24 protein-coding genes and 1 rRNA gene are annotated in these 24183 nt (G+C 56.1%); 8 read left to right on the plus strand and 17 right to left on the minus strand.

The annotated features are described in order from the left end of the window. Position 1 precedes the first annotated feature (1 nt). Positions 2-117, plus strand: a 5S ribosomal RNA gene (gene rrf / locus QZH36_RS07770). Between the two features lie 392 nt (positions 118-509). Here rrf and QZH36_RS07775 read toward each other — a convergent pair. The 4 genes from QZH36_RS07775 to QZH36_RS07790 all read right to left on the minus strand — a co-directional run bounded on the left by QZH36_RS07775 (position 510) and on the right by QZH36_RS07790 (position 4663). Next, positions 510-1271 carry an amino acid ABC transporter ATP-binding protein gene (locus QZH36_RS07775; protein WP_301250750.1) on the minus strand — a complete coding sequence of 254 codons (762 nt, stop codon included), beginning with the start codon at positions 1269-1271 and terminating at the stop codon, positions 510-512. Between the two features lie 8 nt (positions 1272-1279). Continuing rightward, complete coding sequence (locus tag QZH36_RS07780) at positions 1280-2380, minus strand: amino acid ABC transporter permease (RefSeq protein ID WP_253457773.1); 1101 nt, start codon at positions 2378-2380, stop codon at positions 1280-1282. 15 nt (positions 2381-2395) lie between these two features. Further along, entirely contained in the window at positions 2396-3574 is a 1179-nt protein-coding gene (locus QZH36_RS07785) for an amino acid ABC transporter permease (RefSeq protein ID WP_301250748.1), read from the minus strand. 63 nt (positions 3575-3637) lie between these two features. After that, positions 3638-4663, minus strand: a complete 1026-nt coding sequence (locus QZH36_RS07790) for an amino acid ABC transporter substrate-binding protein (RefSeq protein ID WP_125287040.1) — start codon at positions 4661-4663, stop codon at positions 3638-3640. A gap of 253 nt (positions 4664-4916) precedes the next feature. Here QZH36_RS07790 and QZH36_RS07795 point away from each other — a divergent pair, with 253 nt between their 5' ends. Continuing rightward, positions 4917-5249 (plus strand): hypothetical protein, encoded by a 333-nt coding sequence (locus tag QZH36_RS07795; RefSeq protein ID WP_301729930.1) that lies wholly within the window; start codon positions 4917-4919, stop codon positions 5247-5249. 188 nt (positions 5250-5437) lie between these two features. Here the strand turns inward: QZH36_RS07795 and lpxP are convergent, their stop codons facing one another. From lpxP to acuI, 13 genes are all read right to left on the minus strand, one after another. Continuing rightward, positions 5438-6358, minus strand: a complete 921-nt coding sequence (lpxP, locus tag QZH36_RS07800) for a kdo(2)-lipid IV(A) palmitoleoyltransferase (protein WP_253457781.1) — start codon at positions 6356-6358, stop codon at positions 5438-5440. A 200-nt stretch (positions 6359-6558) separates the two neighbouring features. Next, positions 6559-6855, minus strand: a complete 297-nt coding sequence (fis, locus tag QZH36_RS07805) for a DNA-binding transcriptional regulator Fis (protein WP_000462905.1) — start codon at positions 6853-6855, stop codon at positions 6559-6561. Positions 6856-6879: 24 nt separating this feature from the next. Beyond that, the gene (gene dusB / locus QZH36_RS07810) at positions 6880-7845 is read right to left on the minus strand and encodes a tRNA dihydrouridine synthase DusB (RefSeq protein ID WP_125287483.1); all 966 of its coding nucleotides are present in this window, start codon (positions 7843-7845) and stop codon (positions 6880-6882) included. A gap of 295 nt (positions 7846-8140) precedes the next feature. Next, complete coding sequence (locus QZH36_RS07815; RefSeq protein ID WP_367652766.1) at positions 8141-8872, minus strand: carbonic anhydrase; 732 nt, start codon at positions 8870-8872, stop codon at positions 8141-8143. Positions 8873-8984: 112 nt separating this feature from the next. Beyond that, complete coding sequence (gene prmA / locus QZH36_RS07820) at positions 8985-9866, minus strand: 50S ribosomal protein L11 methyltransferase (protein WP_301250744.1); 882 nt, start codon at positions 9864-9866, stop codon at positions 8985-8987. 30 nt (positions 9867-9896) lie between these two features. Next, positions 9897-11324 (minus strand): sodium/pantothenate symporter, encoded by a 1428-nt coding sequence (gene panF, locus QZH36_RS07825; protein WP_253457790.1) that lies wholly within the window; start codon positions 11322-11324, stop codon positions 9897-9899. After that, the gene (locus tag QZH36_RS07830) at positions 11321-11557 is read right to left on the minus strand and encodes a YhdT family protein (protein ID WP_125287046.1); all 237 of its coding nucleotides are present in this window, start codon (positions 11555-11557) and stop codon (positions 11321-11323) included. The genes panF and QZH36_RS07830 overlap by 4 nt, the downstream gene beginning before the upstream one ends. A gap of 67 nt (positions 11558-11624) precedes the next feature. Next, positions 11625-12974: an acetyl-CoA carboxylase biotin carboxylase subunit gene (accC, locus tag QZH36_RS07835; RefSeq protein WP_253457793.1), complete on the minus strand. Its 1350-nt coding sequence runs from the start codon at positions 12972-12974 to the stop codon at positions 11625-11627. 11 nt (positions 12975-12985) lie between these two features. After that, positions 12986-13456 carry an acetyl-CoA carboxylase biotin carboxyl carrier protein gene (gene accB / locus QZH36_RS07840; protein ID WP_125287048.1) on the minus strand — a complete coding sequence of 157 codons (471 nt, stop codon included), beginning with the start codon at positions 13454-13456 and terminating at the stop codon, positions 12986-12988. 21 nt (positions 13457-13477) lie between these two features. Continuing rightward, positions 13478-13930, minus strand: a complete 453-nt coding sequence (aroQ, locus tag QZH36_RS07845; RefSeq protein ID WP_199746318.1) for a type II 3-dehydroquinate dehydratase — start codon at positions 13928-13930, stop codon at positions 13478-13480. Positions 13931-14146: 216 nt separating this feature from the next. Further along, positions 14147-14746: a protein-methionine-sulfoxide reductase heme-binding subunit MsrQ gene (msrQ, locus tag QZH36_RS07850; protein ID WP_253457796.1), complete on the minus strand. Its 600-nt coding sequence runs from the start codon at positions 14744-14746 to the stop codon at positions 14147-14149. Next, positions 14746-15753, minus strand: a complete 1008-nt coding sequence (gene msrP / locus QZH36_RS07855; protein ID WP_253457798.1) for a protein-methionine-sulfoxide reductase catalytic subunit MsrP — start codon at positions 15751-15753, stop codon at positions 14746-14748. Before msrP ends, msrQ begins: the two co-directional genes overlap by 1 nt. 239 nt (positions 15754-15992) lie before the next feature. Continuing rightward, entirely contained in the window at positions 15993-16970 is a 978-nt protein-coding gene (gene acuI, locus QZH36_RS07860; protein WP_301729932.1) for an acrylyl-CoA reductase (NADPH), read from the minus strand. 179 nt (positions 16971-17149) lie between these two features. On the opposite strand from acuI, the gene csrD reads away from it, so the two are divergent. The 6 genes from csrD to rng all read left to right on the plus strand — a co-directional run bounded on the left by csrD (position 17150) and on the right by rng (position 24095). Then, positions 17150-19099 carry an RNase E specificity factor CsrD gene (csrD, locus tag QZH36_RS07865; protein ID WP_253457804.1) on the plus strand — a complete coding sequence of 650 codons (1950 nt, stop codon included), beginning with the start codon at positions 17150-17152 and terminating at the stop codon, positions 19097-19099. A 313-nt stretch (positions 19100-19412) separates the two neighbouring features. Next, positions 19413-20456 carry a rod shape-determining protein MreB gene (gene mreB / locus QZH36_RS07870; protein WP_003855260.1) on the plus strand — a complete coding sequence of 348 codons (1044 nt, stop codon included), beginning with the start codon at positions 19413-19415 and terminating at the stop codon, positions 20454-20456. A 64-nt stretch (positions 20457-20520) separates the two neighbouring features. Further along, positions 20521-21549, plus strand: coding sequence for a rod shape-determining protein MreC (mreC, locus tag QZH36_RS07875; protein WP_301250738.1), 1029 nt, complete (start codon positions 20521-20523; stop codon positions 21547-21549). After that, positions 21546-22034, plus strand: a complete 489-nt coding sequence (gene mreD, locus QZH36_RS07880) for a rod shape-determining protein MreD (RefSeq protein WP_253457811.1) — start codon at positions 21546-21548, stop codon at positions 22032-22034. The genes mreC and mreD overlap by 4 nt, the downstream gene beginning before the upstream one ends. 8 nt (positions 22035-22042) lie before the next feature. Then, on the plus strand, positions 22043-22636 hold the full coding sequence (locus QZH36_RS07885) for a Maf family protein (RefSeq protein WP_253457814.1): 594 nt from the start codon (positions 22043-22045) through the stop codon (positions 22634-22636). After that, the gene (rng, locus tag QZH36_RS07890) at positions 22626-24095 is read left to right on the plus strand and encodes a ribonuclease G (RefSeq protein ID WP_253457817.1); all 1470 of its coding nucleotides are present in this window, start codon (positions 22626-22628) and stop codon (positions 24093-24095) included. Before QZH36_RS07885 ends, rng begins: the two co-directional genes overlap by 11 nt. Positions 24096-24183: the final 88 nt, after the last annotated feature.

A 24183-nucleotide genomic window follows, 5' to 3' on the forward strand; every position in this document is an offset into this window, starting at 1 on the left:
GCCTGGCGGCTTTAGCGCGGTGGTCCCACCTGACCCCATGCCGAACTCAGAAGTGAAACGCCGTAGCGCCGATGGTAGTGTGGGGCCTCCCCATGCGAGAGTAGGGAACTGCCAGGCATCAAATTGCGATAACCCCGACCTCACGGTCGGGGTTTTTTGCGTTTGTGGGCCGGAAACTCTCTGCGTGACCGCTCCCAGCGTCCGTGCTGCACGCTGTGGAATGCACCCGTTTCCGTACCCGTAAAACGCGCGTCCGCCTTCTCTTTCAGCCCCGCCACGGCACCCGGGCTCTTTGCCGGACGTTAATAATGCGGCTGTGGCCGCCGACCTTATTTTAAAACGGTCAGAAGAGCGGCCGCCGCCGGCTCTCTGCGGCGCGATCCCGTCCCCACGTCTATTCAGCCCCGGCTCAGCGCCAAACTGAACAGTAAAAAGCCCCGGTAAAATACCAGGGCTTCGGTCTTCGCATCAGATTTGCACGGCTAAGCCGGTCGTTGTCAGTATCGGTTTTAATGAATAACCTGCGAAAGAAAAGCCCGGGTTCGCTCCGATTTTGGTGCGGAGAAGAACTCCTGCGGCGGTGCCTGCTCAACGATTTCCCCACGATCCATAAAGATCACCCGATCCGCCACGGTGCGGGCAAAGCCCATCTCATGCGTCACGCAGAGCATGGTCATGCCGTCTTCCGCCAGACCAATCATGGTATCCAGCACTTCTTTTACCATTTCGGGATCCAGCGCGGAAGTCGGCTCATCAAACAGCATGATTTTGGGCTTCATGCAAAGCGAACGGGCAATAGCCACACGCTGCTGCTGACCACCAGAAAGCTGGCCGGGAAACTTGTGCGCATGTTCCGCAATGCGTACGCGCTCCAGATAGTGCATCGCCAGCGCTTCAGCCTCTTTCTTTGGCGTTTTGCGTACCCAAATCGGCGCCAGCGTGCAGTTTTGCAGCACGCTCAGGTGCGGAAAAAGGTTAAAGTGTTGAAACACCATGCCGACTTCCGTTCGCACACGCTCAATATTGCGTAAATCATCGTTCAGGTGGATGCCATCCACAACAATACGACCCTGCTGATGCTCTTCCAGATGATTGATACAGCGGATAGTGGTGGATTTTCCGGAGCCGGAAGGGCCGCAAAGAACGATGCGTTCGCGTGCTTTTACCTGCAAATTAATGTCTTTCAGCACATGAAACTGCCCATACCATTTGTTAACTTTTTCCAGCGTAATCATCATCGCTTCATCCGATTGAATCAAAGAATTAGTCATTGTAAGCCTCAGTGCGGCGTGCGCCCGGTGTGAAAACGCCTTTCCAGATACTGGCTGTAGCGCGACATGCTAAAACAGAAAATCCAGTAAACCAGCGCGGCAAAAACGTACCCTTCGGTGGACATACCAAGCCAGGCGGGATCGACCGTAGCCTGCTGGACGCTGCTGAAGAGATCGAAAAGCCCGATGATAATCACCAGGCTGGTATCTTTAAAAAGCGCGATAATCGTATTGACGAGGCCGGGGATGACCATTTTTAGCGCCTGGGGCAGGATAACCAGCCCCTGCGTTTTCCAGTAGCCCAGCGCCAGCGACTCGGCGGCTTCATACTGTCCTTTCGGCAGCGCCTGTAAACCGCCGCGTACCACTTCTGCTACATAAGCCGACTGGAAAAGGATCACGCCTACCAACGCCCGGATTAGTTTATCGATGCTGCTGCCTTCCGCCATAAACAGCGGCAGCATTACCGAGGACATAAACAGCACCGTGATCAGGGGAACACCTCGCCAGAACTCGATAAAGATAATCGACAGAGAGCGCACTACTGGCATCGTGGAGCGGCGTCCCAGCGCAAGCAGGATACCGAGCGGCAGTGCGCCAGCGATACCCACGGAGGCGATAATCAGCGTCAGCGTGAGTCCGCCCCACTGGCGCGTTTCAACGCGTTCAAGCCCAAAGAAGCCGCCATAAAGCAGAACCCATACCACCACAGGATAAACAATTGCCCATACGGCGATATAACTTCCCCGGCGCGGGAGTGACTTAATAAACATCGGGATGATGCTAAGCAGGCCGATAACCAGGGCCAGATTAATGCGCCAGCGCAGCTCATGAGGATAAAGACCATACATAAACTGGCCAAAGCGGGCATGGATAAACACCCAGCAGGCGCCATCTTTGGTACAGTCCGCGCGGGTAGTGCCGATCCAGTTAGCCTGAAAAATCAGCCAGTTCAGCGCTGGCGGTATCACACTCCAGATCACCCACAGGCAGAACAGCGTCAGCAGCGAATTGCCCCAGCTTGAGAACAGATTTTTTCTGGCCCATTTCACGGCTCGCGTAAAAGAACTTACCGGCACAGGCTGCGTATCATGCGTGGCTAAAGTCATAGTTATTCCGTTCTCTTAACGCTCAATCAGCCGTATTTTGCGGTTATAGATATTCATCAACAGCGAAATCAACAGGCTGATAATCAGGTAAACGCCCATAGTGATCGCGATGGTTTCAATGGCCTGTCCCGTCTGGTTCAGCACCGTGCCGGCAAACAGCGACACCATATCGGGATAGCCGATTGCCGCCGCCAGCGAGGAGTTCTTAACAATGTTCAGATACTGGCTGGTCAATGGCGGGATAATGACGCGCATCGCCTGAGGAATAATAACCTGACGTAGCGTGACCGGATTCGGCAGACCAAGCGAGCGAGCTGCTTCACTTTGCCCGTGCGGTACGGACTGGATCCCGGCGCGGATCACCTCAGCAATAAAAGAAGAGGTATAGATAGACAGCGCCAGCGTCAGCGCCGCCAGCTCCGGGATCAGCACAAAACCGCCGCGGAAATTGAAGCCGCGCAGCATCGGTACATCCCAGTGCATCGGCACGCCAAAAGCCAGATGAGCGAGCAAAGGGAAAACAATGAACATGGCCAGGATGGCAGGCCAGCTACGTCTCAGCTGGCCCGTTTTCAACTGATAGCTACGGTTATAACGAAACAGCGCAACGCTGCATGCCGCAGCAAGCAGCAGGGAGAGAAGAAAAGGCCATGTGCCAGGGGCGTATGCCGGCCAGGGAATGTAAAGGCCGCGATTACTGATGAAGGCCAGATCGAAGGCGTTCATCGCCTGGCGTGGGCCCGGCAGGTTGCGCAGCACGGCAAAGTACCAGAAGAAGATTTGCAGCAGCGGCGGAATATTGCGGAAGATTTCGATATAGATGGTTGAAAGCTTGCGCAGCAGCCAGTTATCCGACAGGCGGGCAAGGCCAATGAAAAAGCCCAGCAAAGAGGCGAATACAATACAGAGCGCGGAGACCAGCAGCGTATTGGTCAGGCCGACCAAAAAGACGCGGGCATAGGTATCGGCTTCGCTGTAATCGATAAGATGCTGAACGATGCCGAAGCCCGCACTGCGCTCCAGGAAGCCAAAGCCGGAGGTGATGCCGCGGTTGGCCAGGTTAATCACCGTATTGTGGATAAGATAGCCAGCTACGGCCAGCACCAGCACCACGGCGATAATCTGGTACAGCCAGGCGCGCACCGCAGGATTGCTAAAGGAGATATCCCTTTTTACGGACGGGCGTTGAGACATGTTGAAACCTCAGTCACGAAAATTCTGACGAAGGCGCCGATTGGCGCCCTGTTGCAGCGGGAATTAACGTACCGGTGGCGCGTACTGAATGCCGCCTTTGTTCCACAGCGCATTCTGACCACGTGCGATTTTCAGCTGGCTGTCTTTACCGACGTTACGATCGAATACTTCCTGATAGTTGCCTACCTGTTTAATGATATTGAAAGCCCATTTGTTATTCAGCTTGAGATCCTTGCCGAAATCGCCTTCTGAACCCAGCAGGTGCGCCATATCCGGCGTGGAAGGCTTAGCGGCCATCTGGTCAACGTTCGTTGAGGTGATGCCCATCTCTTCCGCGTTCAGCATCGCAAACAGCGACCACTTAACGATGGTGTACCAGTCATCATCGCCACGGCGAACCACCGGCCCTAAAGGCTCTTTTGAGATCACTTCCGGCAGCACGATAAATTCGTCCGGCTTGCCTAACTTGATGCGCAGGGCATACAGCTGCGACTGGTCAGAGGCCAGCGTATCGCAGCGGCCGGTATCCAGTGCTTTTGCCGATTCGTCAGAGCGATCGAAGGTCACAGGCGTGTACTGCATTTTGTTGGCTTTGAAATAGTCGGCGACGTTCAGTTCGGTATCCGTTCCCGCCTGGATACAAACCGTGGCGCCATCCAGTTCTTTCGCGCTTTTAAGGCCCGCTTTCTGGTGAGTCAAAAAACCAATACCGTCATAGTAATTTACGCCGGCAAAAATAAAGCCCATACCGCCATCGCGCGAGGAGGTCCAGGTAGTATTGCGGGAAAGGATATCGACTTCGCCGGATTGCAGAGCGGTAAAGCGCTCTTTAGCCGTTAACGGGGTGTATTTTACTTTTGTCGCATCGCCAAACACGGCCGCCGCTGCGGCACGGCAAACATCCACATCGATACCGCTAAATTTACCGCTGGCATCCGCAAACGAGAAGCCAGGCAGGCCGTCACTGATCCCGCACTGCACAAACCCTTTCTTTTTAATCGCATCCAGCGTAGCACCGGCATGGGCCTGATTAGCGACTGCAAACAGCGCTGCAGCGGCCACCAAAGTGGAAAGCATCATTTTTTTCATAAAGCATCCTGTGTGGCGTAAGCGTTTTGTTATGTTTTAGTGCACGCTGCGGTGCACTTTTCCTGTCTGTGGCAAGAGCCATCCACGACACTGCAAAGGCAATGCCAGATTTGCAGCATCCTGAATTTCATGGAAAGGTTTGTTAATAATCGGAAGCGTATAGAAAGTTTGCCTAATATTGCGCACCAAACAGAGGCAAAAGCCGCGCGGCTGGTCACAAATGGTGCGAAATGTTTCTTAAAATTTACGCGGTGTGAGCAAAAGCGCGATTATTGTTGCGCCAAGCAGCAAGCAGCAAGCAGCAAGCAGCAAGCAGCAAGGAGCAAGGAGCAAGGAGCAAGGAGCAAGGAGCAAGGAGCAAGGAGCAAGGAACAAGGAACAAGGAACAAGGAACAAGGAACAAGGAGTAAGGAGCAAAGAGCAAAGAGCAAAGAGCAAAGAGCAAAGAGCAAAGAGCAAAGAGCAAAGAGCAAAGAGCAAAGAGCAAAGAGCAAGCAGGAAGGACAAGCCAGAAGCAGGAAGCGGCAAGTTGGTAGCTGCAGGGGAAGGCAGAAACGCAGAAGCAGAAGCAGAAGCAGAAGCATAAGCAAAAGCAAAAGCGGAAGACAGAAGTTGAGGGCAGAAGAAGGCAGAAGGCAGAAGCAGGCAGAAGAGAGGCAGAAGAGAGGCAGAAGGCAGAAGCAGGCAGAAGAGAGGCAGAAGGCAGAAGACGCAAGCAAAAGAGAGGCAAAAAAAACCAGCCGCTGCGGGCTGGTTCATAAACGTTAAGACGCCTCAGTAAAGTGGCTGTGCGCCATCAGGACGCGTTTTAAAGCGGCGGTGCAGCCACATATACTGCTCGGGCGCACGCATAATCTCCGTCTCAATCACCTTATTCATATAGGCAGCAGCCTGCTGCTCATCGGCAATGGGGTAATCTTTCAGTTCAGGTTGGATCACCAGTTCATAACCGCTGCCGTCGTCATTACGGATCAGCACAACGGTGATCATGGCTGGCTTAGCCATGCGGGCCAGCATCCAGGTGCCGCTGGTGGTAGCCGCCTGCGGTACGGCAAACAGCGGCGCGAACACGCTGCCCTTCGGGCCGTAGTCCTGATCGGGCGCAAACCAAACGGCTTCACCCTGTTTCAACGCCTGCACCATGCCACGCAGATCGCGGCGGTTAATCATCGCCTTATTGGAACGCATCCGTCCTTTGGTCTGTACCCATTCCATCAGCTTGTTGTTATGCGGGCGATACATCGCCATCATCGGCTGACACAGGCCCATGGCCCTGCCGCCCAGCTCCAGCGACATAAAATGCACGCCGATAATCAGCGCGCCGCGGCCTTCTTGTTGTGCCGCCTGTAAATTGTGCAGGCCGTTAACGGTAAACCAGCGCTTCACCCGGCGATCGGACCAGAACCAGGCCATACCGGTTTCCAGCAGGCCCATTCCCAGCGATTCAAAATTGCGTACGATACGCTGCTCGATTTGCGCTTCCGGCATATCCGGGAAGCAGAGCTCAAGGTTACGACGGGTAATGCGGATACGGCGCTTTAAAAACCGCATTGAAGTACGGCCCATCCAGGTTCCCAGCTTTTGCAGAAGCGGAAACGGCAGCTGAACCAGTAAAAACAGCAGTCCCAGACCAGCCCAGGTGATCCAGTAACGAGGGTGCATCAGGCTGCGGGTAAAGCGGGGGGATACCTTCATATATCTCTCTTTATGCGTGCATGGAAGATGTAGCGCATAAAGACGTTAATCCGTAGCGGTACAGGGTATAGGACAACGAGATTGGCAGGAAGTTGAGGTAAATGTCTGTTATTTACACAATCAAGACAATTTTGTCTGAACGGCGGCCATTAAAAAAGGCGCTAACAGTACGTAGCGCCTCCGTCACAATGAACCGAAACTTAGTTCATGCCGTATTTTTTCAGTTTCTTACGCAGCGTACCGCGGTTGATACCCATCATCAGGGCTGCACGGGTCTGGTTGCCACGGGTATATTGCATCACCATGTCCAACAGTGGCTGTTCCACTTCAGCCAAAACCAGCTCATACAGGTCATTAACATCCTGACCATTCAGTTGAGCAAAATAGTTCTTCAGTGCCTGTTTGACCGAGTCACGCAGAGGCTTTTGAGTCACCTGATCCTGGGAGTTAACGGTTGAAACGGTCAGTACGTCAGAATTTACGCGTTGTTCGAACATAGTTCTGTCAGCTCTTTATTTCTATTATGCAAGTTTTTCGAAGTATGCCTCCAACGCCTCCAGCTGTTCGCTGGCATCCTCAATGGCGTTGAATGTGCGCCGAAACTGGTCGTTTGGGGCGTGCTCCTGGAGATACCAGGAGACGTGCTTCCGGGCAATACGGTATCCTTTGCGGTGACCATAAAAGTCGTGCAGTTCCCGTAGGTGCCCAATGAGCAAGCGCTTTACTTCAGCCAGTGGCATTGGTGCCAGCAGCTCCCCAGTGTCCAGATAATGCTGGATTTCCCGGAAGATCCACGGTCTTCCCTGAGCCGCGCGTCCTATCATCAGGGCATCTGCCCCCGTATAGTCAAGCACGGCTCTGGCTTTATGCGGGTCAGTAATGTCTCCGTTCGCGATAACGGGGATAGAGACACTCTGCTTAACTGTCCGAATGCTGTCATATTCAGCTTCGCCGTTGAACAAACACGCGCGTGTGCGTCCGTGAATGGTCAGGGCCTGAATGCCACAACGTTCAGCCAATTGGGCAATCTCAACACAATTGCGGTTGTCCACGTCCCAGCCGGTGCGAATCTTTAGCGTAACGGGCACATCCACCGCATTGACCACCGCTGAAAGGATAGACCTTACCAGCTCTGGATGCTGCAGTAGGGCAGAGCCCGCCATTTTCCGATTCACCTTTTTAGCCGGACAGCCCATGTTGATATCGATAACCTGCGCGCCCGATAAAGCGTTAATGCGCGCGGCTTCAGCCATCTCATCAGGATCACAACCGGCAATCTGCACGGTACGAATACCGGGCTCATCACTGTGTACCATACGCAGTCGGGATTTGTCGCTGGCCCAGACTTCCGGGTTTGACGACAGCATCTCCGATACGGTCATACCAGCGCCCATTGCGTAACAAAGCGTCCGGAAAGGCCTGTCGGTAATTCCGGCCATTGGTGCTGCAATCAGGCGATTGCGAAGCTGGTGGTTTCCTATGCGCATGAAAAAAAAGTGACCATAGTGTGTTCGCAAGGCGGCGTATATTACGCATTTTTTTAAGAAGATGAAAGGCCAAACTTTGAACAATTCCCCCTTCAAACCGGCATTGTCGGCCTGCGGAGACGGTGAGACGAATAAATATCCTTATTTAACAATAGATTGAATTTTAACGATTAAATGATGAACAAATATTTTTCTTTTTTTGTGAGGCAGTTAACACTATAAATTGCGGCGCTTCAGGCACTAAGCGCGACAAGCGCCGCCATACGCCTGCAAAAAAAGGCGAAATAGCGTACTGCTATTCGGCAATTATTCGACCGTGCAGAGGCTGCAAGGGGCGATTATTAGCATGTTTAAGCGCGTGCTCAAAAACCGCCAGCTGGGCCGGAGAGAGCGTAACGGGCTGCTTCAGAATCAGCCAGCGCACGCCTTCCGTGCAGGGCGGCGTAGTCAGCGAACCGCTAAAGCGGTAGTAGTGTTTCCCGGCGGGAAAAAGCGTGGCGAGATCCATGCTTTGCTTCATGGTTTCAACCTGGTTTTGCTGTGCGGGCAGGGACGCGAGCAGCGGCTTAAGCGCGCTGTTTTCAGCGCCGGTTTCAAACATAACGGCCAGCACGGCCAGCTCGCCTTGCCTGTTGGCATGAACAAAATGCGCTTCAAGCGGAAAGCTTTTGCCGAAAAGGTGATTTTCGCTGGGCGCGTGAAAATGGAACTGTTTAAGCACGAATGCGTCATTATCAAGCTGAAAATCGTCGCTGTCCTTCACCGTAACCTGGATAGTGTGGCCATTGTTAACAATGGTTTTGGTATCGGTATGAAAGTTTATGCCCAGCGGCGGCAGCTTGCCGTCAATAACCCGGGTAATATCGACGGGGGACTGATACTGGCCGGTTTTACAGGTTTGAAACTCATCACCCAGCTCGGCCCAGTGTTCAGGCGAGCCCTGGCCTTCATAAGACCAGTGAATAGCCGGTTCAGCCATGACGGGCAAAGCGGCAAGGCAGGAGAACAGCAGAGCATATCTTCTCATCTTCATTATCCCTTGAAGTAGCCGGCACGGGCCGGCGCGATTAAATAACCCTGCTGATAATAAGCCTATGGTAGAGGAAATCTATCTGAATCCGTCCCTGGAAACCGATCGTTTAGCGACGCACGCCGGTAATGCGGCACCACTCTTCTTTTTCCGCCACCGGATCGAGCACGAACTTATCCGCATAGGCTTCGCACACGCCGTCCGCCTGGCTCGCCAGCACGCCGGAAAGACCCAGATGACCGCCGGAAACCGGCAGCACGCTGATAAGCGGCGCCAGCTCACGCAGCGGGCCGGCAAGGATATTAGCGACCACGACATCTGCGCTGAGGTTCTCTGGCTGCTCGTGAGGCAGGTAAAGCGACAGACGTTCCGACACGCCGTTGCGCTCGGCATTGTCACGGCTGGCCTGGATCGCCTGCGGATCGATGTCGATACCAATAGCCTGTGCCGCACCCAGCTTCAGCGCCGCGATAGCGAGAATGCCGGAGCCGCAGCCAAAATCGATCACGGTTTTACCGGCCAGATCCAGGCCGTCCAGCCAGCTCAGGCACATCGCCGTCGTGGGATGGGTGCCGGTGCCAAACGCCAGGCCGGGATCCAGCATCACGTTGACCGCATTCGGATCCGGCACGTCGCGCCAGCTTGGGCAAATCCACAGGCGCTGACCAAAACGCATCGGATGGAAGTTTTCCATCCATTCCCGCTCCCAGTCCTTGTCTTCGATCTGCTCAATTTTGTGGTGGAAGCCGGCGCCCAGCAGCGGATGCTGTTCCAGACTGGCAATCACGTCCTGCATGTCGGTTTCGGCATCAAACAGGCCGATCGCATCGGTATCGCCCCACAGGCGCGTTTCGCCAGGCAACGGTTCAAACACCGGATTGTCGTGGGTATCCTGAAACGTGACCGAGACAGCCCCGTTCTCGATCAGCGCGTCGCCCAGCTCTTCAGCCTGGTCGCCGGTGGTGTTGATTTTCATTTGTATCCAGGGCATTGCGATTCTCTTTAGTCAAACAAATAAAGGCTAAGGCCGGACAGGGCGGCCAAAACGGTTGCCGATTACGAAGGCAATCAGGCTCAGCAGCAGCGAAGGCACAATCGGGTGAAACCCCCACGGCTGCAGTGAAAAGCTGGCCAGCAGGGTATAGCAGCCCGCGCCGCCGATCATGCTGCTGAGTGCGCCGGCAGCATTGGCTTTCTCCCAGTATAACCCCAGCACCAGCGGCCACAGAAATACCGCTTCCAGACCGCCGAAAGCCAGCAGGTTAAGCCAGATCAGCATATCGGGCGGATTCCAGGCCGCCACCAGCAGCAGCAGGCCCAGCACCAGCGTGACCGTCGCGGAGATCTTTCTGAGCAGCGGCTCGTTATCCAACTGCTGCGGGCGCACGCGCAAAAAGAGATCCTTGACGATCGTGGCGGAAGACTGCAACAGCTGCGCGTTGATCGTCGACATAATGGCGGCCATCGGCGCGGCCAGGAAGATCCCGGCGGCCAGCGGCGGCAAAACGTGGATCATCAACGTCGGGATCACCAGATCCGGCACGGTCAGGCCCGGCATCACGGCGCGACCCAGCGCGCCAGCCAGATGCATGCCGAACATCAGTACGGTCACGACTACGGTGCCCAGTAAGATGCCGCGATGCACGGCCTTGCTGTCTTTATACGAGATACAACGTACGGCGGTATGCGGCAGACCGATCACGCCAAAACAGACCAGCACCGAGAAAGAGGCCAGAAAGGTCGGGCTGAGGATATTATCCACGCCGCCTGGCGAAATCAGCTGCGGATCGATCTGCTGCAGCTTCTGTACCGCGCTGTGCATCCCGCCTGCGCTATGGATCACCGCAAACAGCAGGATAAAGGTGCCAAGCAGCATAACCACGCCCTGTAAGGCATCGTTCAGCACGCTGGCGCGGAAGCCGCCGAAAGCGGTATAGAGCGCAATAGCGCCGCCGAAAATCAGCAGGCCGCTGCTGTAAGGAATGCCCGCTGCGGTTTCCAGCAGCCGTGCGCCGCCGATAAACTGCACGGTCATCGCGCCAATAAAGGCGATCAGCAGGCTGAGGCTGGCAAACCAGACCAGCAGCGGGCTGCGATAGCGGGCGTAGAGCATATCGTTAAGCGTCAGCGCGTTATAGCGCCGGGCCAGAATAGCGAACTTCTTGCCTAAAACGCCCAGCGACAGCCAGACGGCGGGCACCTGCACCATCGACAGCAGCACCCAGCCCAGCCCATATTTATAGGCGGCGCCAGGCCCGCCGATAAAGGAACTCGCGCTGATATAGGTGGTAGTCAACGTCATCGCCAGCACAAACCCGCCCATCGAGCGGCTGCCGAGAAAATATTCGGTAAGAAAGTTGCCTTCGCGCCGTTTACGCATCGCGTAGACGGAAAGCGCCGCCACCAGCAGCAGATAGGCGATAAGGGGCAGAATGATCCCGGCCTTCACGGCGTATCCTCCAGCGAAATATCACGAAAGATCCGTTTGATCATCAGCCAGCAGAAAAAGATAAACAGCAGCGGCACCAGCAAACAGGCCATTTCGAACCAGTGGGGCAGGCCGGTGATGCCCGGCTGATTGCCGCCAAAAGCGGCCGTCAGCGACCAGGCGGCCACATAGGCGACCGCCAGCCAGAACGACCAGCGCGCCTCGCGATGCGCCTGCACAAAGCGTTTTTCCATTTTTCCTCCCGTAACAGGCAAAGAAAAAGGCCGGTCAGACCGGCCTTCCTTTATTACCTCTGGCGGATCAGGTTTCCTGAATGCCGAGTTTTTTCTCCAGATAGTGGATGTTGGTGCCACCGATCTGGAAGTTTTCGTCGCTCATGATCTTCATCTGCAGCTCGACGTTAGTCTTGATGCCGTCGATGATCAGTTCCGCCAGTGCGTTCTTCATACGGGCAATAGCCACGTCACGCGTCTCACCGTAGGTGATCAGCTTGCCGATCATGGAGTCATAGTACGGCGGTACGGTATAGCCCGCGTAAATATGAGACTCCCAACGCACGCCGAAGCCGCCAGGGGCATGGAAGCGCGTGATTTTACCCGGGCTTGGCAGGAAGGTGTTCGGATCTTCCGCGTTGATACGGCACTCGACCGCATGGCCGCGAACCACTACGTCTTCCTGTTTGATCGACAGCGGCTGACCGGCAGCGATACGCAGCTGCTCTTTGATCAGATCGACGCCGGTGATCATCTCGGTAACCGGATGCTCAACCTGGATACGGGTGTTCATCTCAATGAAGTAGAACTCGCCGTTCTCGAACAGGAACTCAAAGGTGCCCGCGCCACGGTAGCCGATATCGATACAGGCTTTCGCACAGCGATCGCCGATAAAGCGGCGCTGTTCTTCCGTGATGCCCGGCGCTGGCGCCTCTTCCACCACTTTCTGGTGGCGACGCTGCATGGAGCAGTCGCGCTCGGCCAGATAGATGGCGTGGCCCTGGCCGTCAGCCAGTACCTGAATTTCGATATGGCGCGGGTTCTCGAGGAATTTCTCCATGTAAACCATGTCGTTGTTGAAAGCCGCTTTGGCTTCCGCCTTCGTCATGTTGATGGATTGCTCAAGATCCTTGTCGTGGCGCACAACGCGCATCCCACGACCGCCGCCGCCGCCGGAAGCCTTAACGATAACCGGATAACCGATACGTTGAGCGATGGCGCGGTTTTTTTCCATATCGTCGCCCAGCGAGCCGTCAGAACCTGGTACGGTTGGCACGCCGGTTTTTTTCATCGCGGTGATGGCGGAAACTTTATCGCCCATCAGACGGATGGTGTCGGCTTTAGGGCCGATAAAGATAAAGCCGGAGCGCTCCACCTGTTCGGCAAAATCGGCGTTCTCAGAGAGGAAGCCGTAGCCTGGGTGGATAGCCACCGCGCCGGTGATCTCTGCGGCAGAGATCAGCGCCGGGATGTTCAGATAGCTTTTAACAGATGGCGCAGGCCCGATACAAACGGTCTCATCGGCCAGCAGCACGTGTTTCAGATCGCGGTCGGCGCTTGAATGCACGGCCACGGTCTTGATGCCCAGTTCTTTACAGGCGCGCAGAATACGCAGCGCGATTTCACCACGGTTAGCAATTACAATTTTTTCCAGCATGGTTCGCCTCGTTATTCGATGACTACCAGCGGCTCGTCAAATTCTACTGGCTGACCGCTTTCGACCAGGATCGCTTTTACCACGCCGGACTTATCGGCTTCGATCTGGTTCATCATTTTCATCGCTTCAACGATGCACAGGGTGTCGCCAGCGTTAACTTTCTGGCCGACTTCGACAAAGGCTTTCGCGTCCGGGCTTGGCGTGCGGTAGAAAGTACCGACCATTGGTGAACGTACGATGTGGCCACTGATCTCGGCAGCGGCAGGCGCTTCCATCGCTGGCGTGGTGGCTGGTGCCACGGCGGTTGCCAGCGCTGGCTGCGGCTGCATTGGGGCAGCCCAGGCCTGCTGCATCATTGGGTAGCCTGAATTGGCCGGGGAACGACTGATGCGAACGGACTCTTCACCTTCAGAAATTTCCAGTTCAGCAATGCCTGATTCTTCAACCAGTTCGATCAGTTTTTTAATCTTACGAATATCCATTAGTGTGGTTCCGTACTCTGTTTAATTAGATTGTGACAGGCGTTTAACCGCCGTCTGTAAAGCCCAGGAATAACCGTCGACGCCAAGTCCACAAATTACGCCAGCAGCAATATCAGAAAGATAAGAATGATGGCGGAAAGGCTCGCGGGCATGCACATTGGACAGGTGCACTTCAATAAACGGGATGCTGACTGCAAGCAGGGCATCACGAAGCGCCACGCTGGTATGCGTATAGGCCGCCGGGTTAATGACGATATAATCGACATTGCCTCTCGCCTCATGAATGCGGTCAATTAACGCGTGTTCCGCGTTAGACTGCAGATGACTCAGCTTCACATTGAGCGCGTCAGCCTGCGCAGTTAGCCCGCTGACGAGATCGGGAAGGGTCGTGCTGCCGTACTTCTCCGGCTCGCGAGTGCCAAGGAGGTTCAGGTTGGGACCATTCAAAAGCAGTATGTGAAACTTTTCAGCCATCTTGCTGCTATCTCCTGCGATAATTGAGGCATCGCACAAAATACAATGCGAAAAGCCATTTGTCACCTTTCACGGTGAAATTTGGCCCCTGCACGGGTTTAAAACCGGGCATTATAACGATTTCAACGCAATTCGCAGCTAAATACTGGTCGTATCAGCGAAGATAATCCACCAAACGCCTAAGAAAGCATCCGGTTATGCGCGGCGGCGCACGTTTTATCGCAGCCACTGACGGAATTTCTTATAGCGCCACAGCAGCAGGATCAGCGCCAGAGACGCGTAGATCCAGGGCTGGGGCGAGAACGTTTTAACCGACCACAGATAGTGGACAGGTGCCAGGATCAGGACGAGATAAATGGCGTTGTGCAGCTTTTGCCAGTTTTTGCCCAATTTTCGCTGCGCCTTCTGAAAAGAGGTCAGCGACAGCAGCAGCAGGATAAACCAGCTGATAATCCCCAGCGTCAGATAAGGACGCGAGATCAGCTCCGAACCCAGCAGGCTGAGGTTAGCGATACCCAGCTCGAGCAGCGAATAGCTGACCAGATGCAGCGTGGCCCAGGCAAAACACCACAGTCCCAGCAGGCGACGGACGCGGATAAGCAGCGGCTGCCTGCCGTAGCGCGCCAGCGGCGTGACCAGCAGCGTGCCGAGCAGGAACTTCAGGGCCATCCGGCCGGTAAAATGCTGGATATCCTTTGCCGGATCGGCGCTCAGCCAGCCCTGGTTAATGGACAGGATCAGCCAGAGAAAAGGTAAAAAACCGGCCAGATGCAGCAGTACTTTCAGGCCGGTGATCTGCTTGCCCGTCAGACGCACTAGAAGTTCTCCCGCAGATCTAATCCCTTATAGAGGGAAGCCACCTGGTCGGCATAGCCGTTAAACAGCAGCGTGGGCTGACGCTTGACGTCCAGAATGCCGCCGGAGCCGATAAAACGCTCCGTAGCTTGCGACCAGCGCGGATGATCGACATGCGGATTCACATTGCCGTAGAAGCCATACTCGTTCGAGGCCAGCAGGTTCCAGGTAGTCGGCGGCTGCGCCTTGACCAGGGTAATTTTCACGATGGACTTGATGCCCTTAAACCCGTATTTCCACGGCACGGTCAGGCGGATCGGCGCGCCGTTTTGCGGCGGCAGCGCTTTGCCGTAAACGCCGGTGGTTAACATGGTCAGCGGATGCATCGCTTCATCCAGCCGCAGCCCTTCCACATAGGGATAATCGATGCCGCCGCCGACAAAGCGATCGCGCTGGCCCGGCATCTCTTCCGGCGCGTAAATCGTTTGAAAGGCGACATAGCGCGCATTGCTGGTCGGCTCTGCGGCTTTTAACAGCTTGCCCAGCTCGAACCCAATCCAGGGCACCACCATCGACCAGGCCTCTACGCAGCGCATCCGATAAATACGCTGCTCTAACGGAAACCGCTTAAAGATATCGTCCATATCCAGCGTCATCGGCTTCATTACTTCGCCGCCGATCTCGATTTTCCAGTCGGCGGTTTTCAACGAGCCGGCGTTGGCCGCCGGATCCGCTTTATCCAGGCCGAATTCATAAAAGTTGTTGTAGCCCGTTACCTTATCTTCCGGCGTCAACGCTAAGTCGGCCTGATACTGTGCGGGCTTGCTGAAGTCGAGCGGTTTACCGGCCGGCGCTTTCTGGCTCTCTTTGCCTTTTCCCTGTAGCCAGGAAAGCACGTCGGCGCGGGCCGTCGGCACCGACAGCGCGGCGGCGCTAATCCCCAGCGCTTTCATTACCTGGCGACGCCGGGCGTTGAAAATGCTTTCCGGGGTAACATCGTTTTCAGTGAGTTTATCAACGGGCTTCATGGCTGTGTCTCCAGAGACGGTCACTTTTTAGCATGACCAAAAAAAGCGAATTCAGCGAATAAAAAAGCGGCTGGCGCGCAGAATATCAGCTCCGTAAAACCGTTAAGAGAGCAGGAAGTGTAATCAGTTATGTGAATGTTGAAGAAAGGTAAATATAAGGCGGGTTCGCTACGCCGGGCGGCAAGCGGCGCGCGATAAAAACCACCTGGCGGGATCGGCACGCCAGGTGATATAACGCGCTAGCGAATTTTTACCAGCGTCCGGCCGGTAATCTCGTTATTAAGCAGTTTGGCCGCGCTGGCAGCGGCATCGGCCAGCGCAATTTCCGTTGTCGCCTGCTGATAAAACGCGTCTGGCAGCGTTTTAACCAGCCTTTTCCAGGCCGCAAGGCGACGCTCTGCGGGTGCCGTAACGGAATCGACGCCCTGAAGGCGCACGTTTCGCAGAATAAAAGGCATTACGGTGGTTGGCAATGCAAACCCGGCCGCCAGGCCGCAGGCCGCTACCACGCCGCCGTAGTTCATCTGCGCCAGCACGCTCGCCAGTACCTTATCACCAGCGGTATCCACCGCGCCGGCCCAGCGCTGTTTTTCCAGCGGTCGGCTGTCGGCGCTGAAAGCCTCACGCGGCAGGATCTCGCTGGCGCCCAGCTGGTGAAGATAGTCATGGGTGGAGGGTCTGCCGCTTACCGCTGTCACCCGATAGCCGAGCGAGCTGAGCAGGGAAACCGCCGTGCTGCCCACGCCGCCGCTGGCGCCGGTCACTATCACCTCGCCGCTGTCAGGCCGCACGCCGCCTTCCTCCAGCGCCATGATGCACAGCATAGCGGTCAGGCCGGCCGTGCCGATAATCATCGCCCGACGGCCATCAAGCCCTTCCGGCATCGGCGTCAGCCAGTCGCCTTTTACCCTGGCCTGTTCCGCCAGGCCGCCCCAGTGATTTTCCCCTACGCCCCAGCCGGTCAGCAGCACCTGTTGTCCGGTATGAAAGCGCGGATCTTCGCTATGGCGCACCTGGCCTGCAAAATCGATGCCGGGCACCATCGGAAACTGCCGGACAATTTTCCCTTTGCCGGTAATCGCCAGCGCATCTTTGTAGTTCAGGCCTGACCAGCTGACATCTACCGTCACCTCGCCCGGCGGCAGGGCGTCCGGGCTGAGCTGTTTTACCGTGGCCAGGGTTTTGCCTTCGGACTGTTCGAGAACCAGTGCGTGCATGAGAATCTCCTGAAAATGGAACGGAAAGGTATAATAAAAGTCTGACCTCACTATACTCCCGGCAATCAGTAAAATTTTGTTTAAGATGCATAAAAGCATGAGGAAGGTCTCTGCAAAGCCATTCGCCGTTACTGCTTTTTGCTACGGCGTCTCTTTCACGGTAGCCAAAGAGCACAAGGATGCGATTAACCACCAAACTCTCCGCAATGATTACCTTTGTCAGCGCACTGGTCATGCTTGTCATGCTGGTGGGCGGCGTAATGAGCTTTTATTACCTTAGCGATTTGCGCGCTGAGCATCGTCTGCAGACGATGGCGGACGACATCGACAGGGCACTCGACCATCAATCTCCTGACCAGATAGCCCCGGGGCTGTCGCAGGTGATGGGGCCTTTACAGGTTGTTCGCATCACTTTCATGGTAAATAATCAGCCCGTTAAAACCCTTTCCCGCCATCAGGATGCGCTGATGGAAGATGAGCCTAACCGCTATCGCAACAGCGTTATCCCTCTGAGCAAACATGCCCGGTACGTGCTGCATATCGTCTGGATAGACAGCGCGAAAACCTGGCTGATGTCCTTTATTGGCGCGTCCATCTTAAGCCTGCTGGTGCTGGCGATCGGCATCCTGCTGCTGATTCTGTTTTTCTCGCATCGCTGGCTGTACCGACAGCTTGAAGGCATGGAGCGGCTGGAAAATCGCGCGGCAAAAGTGCTGAGGGGCGAAAGAGAAACCGTGCGCCCGGGTTCCGTGCTGGAGTGGCCGCCCAAGGCCAGCAGCGCGCTGGATTTGCTGCTCGGCGATTTGCAGGAAGCCTCCGAGCGCCGCAATCGCGTTGATACGCTGATCCGGGCTTTCGCCGCGCAGGATCCCATGACCGGCCTGCATAACCGCCTTTTCTTCGACAATCAGCTGGCCACGTTGCTGGAAGATAGCGAAACCGCCGGCGCGCACGGCATGGTAATGATGATCCGCCTGCCGGATCTCGACACGCTGCGTGACAACTGGGGCCATGCGCCCGTGCAGGATTACCTTTTCGGCCTGGTGAACCTGCTGTCTACCTTCGTGATGCGCTATCCGGGTGCGCTGCTGGCACGCTATTTCCGCAGTGATTTCGCCGTTCTGCTGCCGCATCGCAGCCTGAAGGATGCCGACAGCATCGCCTCCCAGCTGATCAAAGCCGTGGACGCGCTGCCGCCCACGCGCATGCTGGATCGGGAAGATATGATCCATATCGGCATCAGCGCCTGGCAAAGCGGGCAAACCACGCAGCAGGTCATGGAAAACGTCGAGCTGGCCACGCGGCACGCGGCGCTGCTGGGCGGCAATAACTGGTCGGTCAGCGAAAAACCGGCGCCGGAGCTGAGCCGGGGCAGCGTCAAGTGGCGCACGCTGCTGGAAAATACCCTCAGTCGCGGCGGGCCGCGTTTGTATCAGAAACCGGCGGTAACGCGGGAAGGGCGGCTGCACCATCGCGAAATCATGCCGAGGATCTTTGACGGCAAAACCGAGCTGGCGGCGGCTGAATATCTGCCGCTGGTGCAGCAGCTGGGCATGGCCGAAGGTTATGACCGAATTTTGGTAAGCCGCATCCTGAGCTTTATCCAGGCCTGGCCGGAGGAAACGCTGGCGATACCGCTGACGATCGATGCGCTCCTGCAGCGTCCTTTCCAGATTTGGCTGCGCGATATGCTGCTGCAATACACTAAATCACAAAGAAACCGTATTTTATTTGAACTTGCGGAAGCGGATGTAGGTCAACATCTCTGCCGCTTGCACGGCGCCTTTCATTTACTGAAAGGTTTTGGCTGCCGTATTGCCATTATCCAGGCAGGGTTAACGCTGGTCAGTACGGTCTACATCAAGGTGGTGTCGCCGGAACTGATCAAGCTGCATCCCGGTCTGGTGCGCAATATTGACCGTCGCAAGGAGAATCAGCTGTTTGTGCAGAGTTTGCTCGAAAGCTGCAAGGGAACGTCAACGCAGGTTTTCGCCGCAGGCGTAAAAACCCGAAGTGAATGGCAAACCTTAACGGAGTCAGGGATAAACGGCGGCCAGGGCGATTTTTTTGCTCCTTCGCAGCTGCTGACAGGCGATATGAAAAAATATTCGCAAAGATATCGAGTTTAGTCTGCCGTTAAGCCGGATTTCACGTAGAATAGCCGCGCAGCTGTGGTGCCGGCTACGTTTGACGGGCGGTAAAGCAGTGCCTAAATATGTAAAAATTCATGTACGTTATGTCCGTAAAACGGCCTTAAAACAGGGGCGATGCGCCTGAACTCAGGCATTCTGCTCGCGTAGTTTTTTGGGTTGTGACTCAGGCGAGAGATAGCGTGATTTTTCACCGAAGTAGAGCGTTTTTGCGCCTTGTCGCTGCTTCGTGTGGTTGGTAAAGTAAGCGGATTTTATTATCCGCCCCCAGCTAGCAGGATTATCCTTCAGTATGTTTAAAAAATTCCGTGGCATGTTTTCCAACGACTTGTCCATCGACCTGGGTACCGCCAATACCCTGATTTATGTGAAAGGACAGGGCATCGTTCTGAATGAGCCTTCCGTCGTTGCTATTCGTCAGGATCGTGCCGGTTCCCCAAAGAGCGTTGCGGCAGTAGGTCATGACGCCAAGCAGATGCTGGGTCGTACCCCCGGCAATATCGCTGCTATCCGTCCAATGAAAGACGGCGTGATCGCCGACTTCTTTGTGACCGAAAAGATGCTGCAACACTTTATCAAACAGGTTCACAGCAACAGCTTTATGCGCCCAAGCCCGCGCGTGCTGGTGTGTGTGCCTGTCGGCGCGACCCAGGTTGAACGCCGTGCGATCCGTGAATCCGCACAGGGCGCAGGCGCGCGTGAAGTTTTCCTGATTGAAGAGCCGATGGCAGCCGCTATCGGTGCTGGCCTGCCGGTTTCGGAAGCGACCGGTTCAATGGTGGTCGATATCGGCGGCGGCACCACGGAAGTTGCGGTGATCTCTCTGAACGGCGTGGTTTACTCCTCTTCCGTGCGCATTGGCGGCGATCGCTTTGACGAAGCCATTATTAATTACGTGCGCCGTAACTACGGCTCGCTGATCGGCGAAGCCACCGCTGAACGAATCAAACATGAGATCGGCTCCGCTTATCCGGGCGACGAAGTGCGTGAGATCGAAGTGCGCGGTCGTAACCTGGCGGAAGGCGTGCCTCGCGGCTTTACGCTGAACTCCAACGAAATTCTGGAGGCGCTCCAGGAGCCGCTGACCGGCATCGTTAGCGCGGTGATGGTTGCGCTGGAACAGTGTCCGCCAGAGCTGGCCTCTGACATCTCCGAGCGCGGCATGGTGCTGACCGGCGGCGGTGCGCTGCTGCGCAACCTTGACCGTCTGCTGATGGAAGAAACCGGTATTCCGGTGGTAGTGGCTGAAGATCCGCTGACCTGCGTCGCACGCGGCGGCGGTAAGGCGTTGGAAATGATCGACATGCACGGCGGCGATTTGTTCAGCGAAGAATAATTTGCCATGAAGGCGCGCGGGTCCCGCGCGTCTTGTTAATGATGTCGAGGAATACGCCGAGTTTATGAAGCCGATCTTCAGCAGGGGCCCATCCCTGCAGTTACGCTTGTTTCTGGCAGTTGTGGTAGCGATAGGCGTGATTATCGCCGACAGCCGTATGGGCGCTTTCAGCCAGATACGCACCTACATGGATACGGCGGTCAGCCCATTCTATTTTCTGGCCAACGGGCCACGTCAGATTCTGGACAGCGTTTCCGACACGCTGGCCTCTCGCCAGCAGCTTGAGCTGGAAAACAAAGCCCTGCATCGCGAGCTGATGCTGAAAAACAGCGAGCTGCTGATGCTGGGGCAATTTAAGCAGGAAAACGCGCGTCTGCGCGAGCTGCTTGGTTCGCCGCTGCGTCAGGACGAGCACAAGATGGTCACCCAGGTCATCTCTACCGGCACGGATCCCTATACCGATCAGGTGGTAATCGACAAAGGCAGCGTAAACGGCGTTTACGAAGGCCAGCCGGTTATCAGCGATAAAGGCGTGGTCGGCCAGGTCGTCGCCGTCGGTAAAATCACCAGCCGCGTCATGCTGATTTGCGACTCCTCTCACGCGCTGCCGATTCAGGTATTGCGCAACGATATCCGCGTGATTGCGGCGGGCAACGGCTGTACGGAAGATCTTCAGCTTGAGCACTTGCCGGGCAACACCGATATCCGCGTGGGCGACGTGCTGGTCACTTCCGGCCTCGGCGGTCGCTTCCCGGAAGGCTACCCGGTCGGCGTGGTGTCCTCCGTGAAGCTCGATACGCAGCGCGCCTATACCGTGATCCAGGCGCGTCCGACGGCGGGCCTGCAACGCTTGCGCTATCTGCTGCTGCTGTGGGGCGCGGATCGCAACGGCACCATGCCGATGGCGCCGGATGAAGTGCACCGCGTCGCCAACGAGCGCCTGATGCAGATGATGCCGCAGGTGCTGCCGGCCGCCAGCGAAATGATGGGGCCGCCTGCGCCGGATAACGCATCGACAACCGGCCAGACAACGCCTGCGGCTCAGGCCGCGCCTGCCGCTGCCGCGCCCGCCTCGCGCAGAGGCCAGCCTTGAGCAGCTATCGCAGCCATGGTCGCTGGGTTATCTGGTGCTCGTTTCTGGTGGCGCTGGTGCTGCAAATCATGCCGTGGCCCGATCAGCTCTATATGTTCCGGCCTTCCTGGCTGCTGTTGATCCTGATTTACTGGGTGCTGGCGCTGCCGCATCGCGTGAATGTCGGCACGGGTTTTGTGATGGGATCTATAATGGATCTGATTTCAGGCTCGACGCTGGGCGTGCGTGCGCTGGCTTTCAGCATCCTTGCTTACCTGGTGGCGTTTAAATTCCAGCTATTCCGCAATCTGGCGCTCTGGCAGCAGGCGCTGATGGTGATGGTGCTGTCGCTGGCGATGGATGTCATTGTCTTCTGGGCGGAATTTTTAGTTATTAACGTCTCGTTTCGTCCGGAAATCTTCTGGAGCAGCGTAATAGACGGTATTCTGTGGCCTTGGCTGTTCTTGCTGATGAGAAAAATACGTCGCCAGTTTGCCGTACAATAAGGAAGAGTATGATATCCCTTTACCTGGCCTCCGGTTCTCCCCGTCGTCGTGAATTACTTACGCAGCTTGGTCTGCGTTTTGCGCGTTTAAGCACGCAGGTTGAAGAGCGGCAGCAGCCCGGCGAAATGGCGGAAGCCTACGTCCGGCGTCTGGCGCTGGAAAAAGCGCAGGCCGGCGTGGCGGTGGCGGAGCAGGATCTGCCGGTGCTGGGCGCCGATACCATCGTGGTGCTGAACAACGAAGTGCTGGAGAAACCGGCAGACGAGGCCGCCGCCGCCGCGATGCTGGCTAAACTTTCCGGCCAGACGCATCAGGTGATGACGGCCGTCGCGCTGGCCGATCGGCAACGGCAGCTGGCGTGCATGGTGGTAACGGAAGTCACTTTTCGCCTGCTGAGCGAGGAGGACATTGCGGCCTATATCGCCAGCGGCGAGCCGATGGATAAAGCGGGCGCCTATGGCATTCAGGGACTGGGCGGGAATTTCGTCAGAAAAATCAATGGAAGCTATCACGCGGTGGTGGGGCTGCCCCTGGTGGAAACGGCTGAGCTGCTGAGCCAGTTTCACGCGCTGCGTGAGGTAAGGGAACAAGATGACGGCTGAACTTCTGGTAAATATTACCCCTTCGGAAACGCGCGTCGCCTATATTGACGGCGGCATTCTGCAGGAAATTCATATTGAACGCGAAGCGCGCCGGGGCATTGTCGGCAATATCTATAAAGGGCGCGTCAGCCGGGTTCTGCCGGGCATGCAGGCTGCCTTTGTCGATATCGGGCTGGAAAAAGCCGCCTTTCTGCACGCTTCCGACATCATGCCGCATACCGAATGCGTAGCGGGCGACGAGCGTAAAAACTTTTCCGTACGCGATATTTCCGAACTGGTTCGCCAGGGACAGGATCTGATGGTGCAGGTGGTGAAAGATCCGCTGGGCACTAAAGGCGCGCGTCTCACCACCGATATCACGCTGCCTTCGCGCTATCTGGTCTTTATGCCGGGCGCGTCGCACGTTGGCGTTTCGCAACGTATAGAAAGCGAAGCGGAGCGCGAGCGTCTTAAGTCCGTGGTGGCCGCCTACTGCGACGAGCTGGGCGGCTATATTATCCGCACCGCCGCCGAAGGCGTGGGCGAACAGGAGCTGGCTTCCGACGCCGCGTTTCTAAAACGTCTGTGGACTAAGGTCATCGAGCGCAAAAAGCGCAATAAAACCCGCTGCCGCCTCTATGGTGAAGTCGCGCTGTCGCAGCGTATCCTGCGCGATTTCGCCGGGGCCGCCCTGGATCGTATCCGTATCGATTCGCGTCAGACGTGGGAACATCTGGTGGAGTTCACCAGCGAATACATTCCTGAAATGACGGCAAAGCTGGAGCTGTACACCGGCAAGCAGCCGATTTTCGATTTGTTCGATGTGGAAAACGAAATCCAGCGCTCGCTGGATCGCAAGGTGGAGCTGAAATCCGGCGGCTATCTGATCATCGACCAAACCGAGGCGATGACCACCATCGATATCAATACCGGCGCCTTTGTCGGCCATCGCAATCTGGATGAAACCATCTTTAACACCAACGTCGAGGCGACGCAGGCGATCGCCCGCCAGCTGCGTCTGCGCAACCTCGGCGGCATTATCATTATCGACTTTATCGATATGAATAACGAAGATCACCGCCGTCGCGTGCTGCACTCGCTGGAGCAGGCGCTGAGTAAGGATCGGGTTAAAACCGGCATCAATGGTTTCTCGCAGCTTGGGCTGGTAGAGATGACCCGTAAACGCACGCGGGAAAGCATTGAGCATGTGCTGTGTCAGGACTGCCCGGTCTGCAAAGGACGCGGCACGCTGAAAACCGTGGAAACCGTCTGCTATGAGATCATGCGCGAAATAGTCCGCGTTCATCACGCCTACGATTCGGACCGTTTTTTGGTTTACGTTTCGCCTGCGGTTGGCGAGGCGCTGAAAACCGACGAATCCCATGCGCTGGCGGAAGTAGAGATATTCGTCGGCAAGCAGGTGAAAGTACAGATTGAACCGCTCTATACTCAGGAGCAGTTTGACGTGGTGATGATGTAAGCCATCGGCTATCCCGCTCAGAACAAAGCCAGCGCGCCCCACCGGGGATAAATACAGTTATTGCCCGCAGTGACGGGCATCAAGGAGA

Source organism: Erwinia wuhanensis, from assembly GCF_030484085.1.
GTDB lineage: Bacteria > Pseudomonadota > Gammaproteobacteria > Enterobacterales > Enterobacteriaceae > Erwinia > Erwinia aeris.

Coding starts and splice junctions, on each gene's coding strand:
- QZH36_RS07775 (WP_301250750.1), bottom strand. CDS start 1,271: ATGACTAATTCTTTGATTCAATCGGATGAAGCGATGATGATTACGCTG.
- QZH36_RS07780 (WP_253457773.1), bottom strand. CDS start 2,380: ATGACTTTAGCCACGCATGATACGCAGCCTGTGCCGGTAAGTTCTTTT.
- QZH36_RS07785 (WP_301250748.1), bottom strand. CDS start 3,574: ATGTCTCAACGCCCGTCCGTAAAAAGGGATATCTCCTTTAGCAATCCT.
- QZH36_RS07790 (WP_125287040.1), bottom strand. CDS start 4,663: ATGAAAAAAATGATGCTTTCCACTTTGGTGGCCGCTGCAGCGCTGTTT.
- lpxP (WP_253457781.1), bottom strand. CDS start 6,358: ATGAAGGTATCCCCCCGCTTTACCCGCAGCCTGATGCACCCTCGTTAC.
- fis (WP_000462905.1), bottom strand. CDS start 6,855: ATGTTCGAACAACGCGTAAATTCTGACGTACTGACCGTTTCAACCGTT.
- dusB (WP_125287483.1), bottom strand. CDS start 7,845: ATGCGCATAGGAAACCACCAGCTTCGCAATCGCCTGATTGCAGCACCA.
- QZH36_RS07815 (WP_367652766.1), bottom strand. CDS start 8,872: ATGAGAAGATATGCTCTGCTGTTCTCCTGCCTTGCCGCTTTGCCCGTC.
- prmA (WP_301250744.1), bottom strand. CDS start 9,866: ATGCCCTGGATACAAATGAAAATCAACACCACCGGCGACCAGGCTGAA.
- QZH36_RS07830 (WP_125287046.1), bottom strand. CDS start 11,557: ATGGAAAAACGCTTTGTGCAGGCGCATCGCGAGGCGCGCTGGTCGTTC.
- accC (WP_253457793.1), bottom strand. CDS start 12,974: ATGCTGGAAAAAATTGTAATTGCTAACCGTGGTGAAATCGCGCTGCGT.
- accB (WP_125287048.1), bottom strand. CDS start 13,456: ATGGATATTCGTAAGATTAAAAAACTGATCGAACTGGTTGAAGAATCA.
- aroQ (WP_199746318.1), bottom strand. CDS start 13,930: ATGGCTGAAAAGTTTCACATACTGCTTTTGAATGGTCCCAACCTGAAC.
- msrP (WP_253457798.1), bottom strand. CDS start 15,753: ATGAAGCCCGTTGATAAACTCACTGAAAACGATGTTACCCCGGAAAGC.
- acuI (WP_301729932.1), bottom strand. CDS start 16,970: ATGCACGCACTGGTTCTCGAACAGTCCGAAGGCAAAACCCTGGCCACG.
- csrD (WP_253457804.1), top strand. CDS start 17,150: ATGCGATTAACCACCAAACTCTCCGCAATGATTACCTTTGTCAGCGCA.
- mreB (WP_003855260.1), top strand. CDS start 19,413: ATGTTTAAAAAATTCCGTGGCATGTTTTCCAACGACTTGTCCATCGAC.
- mreC (WP_301250738.1), top strand. CDS start 20,521: ATGAAGCCGATCTTCAGCAGGGGCCCATCCCTGCAGTTACGCTTGTTT.
- QZH36_RS07885 (WP_253457814.1), top strand. CDS start 22,043: ATGATATCCCTTTACCTGGCCTCCGGTTCTCCCCGTCGTCGTGAATTA.
- rng (WP_253457817.1), top strand. CDS start 22,626: ATGACGGCTGAACTTCTGGTAAATATTACCCCTTCGGAAACGCGCGTC.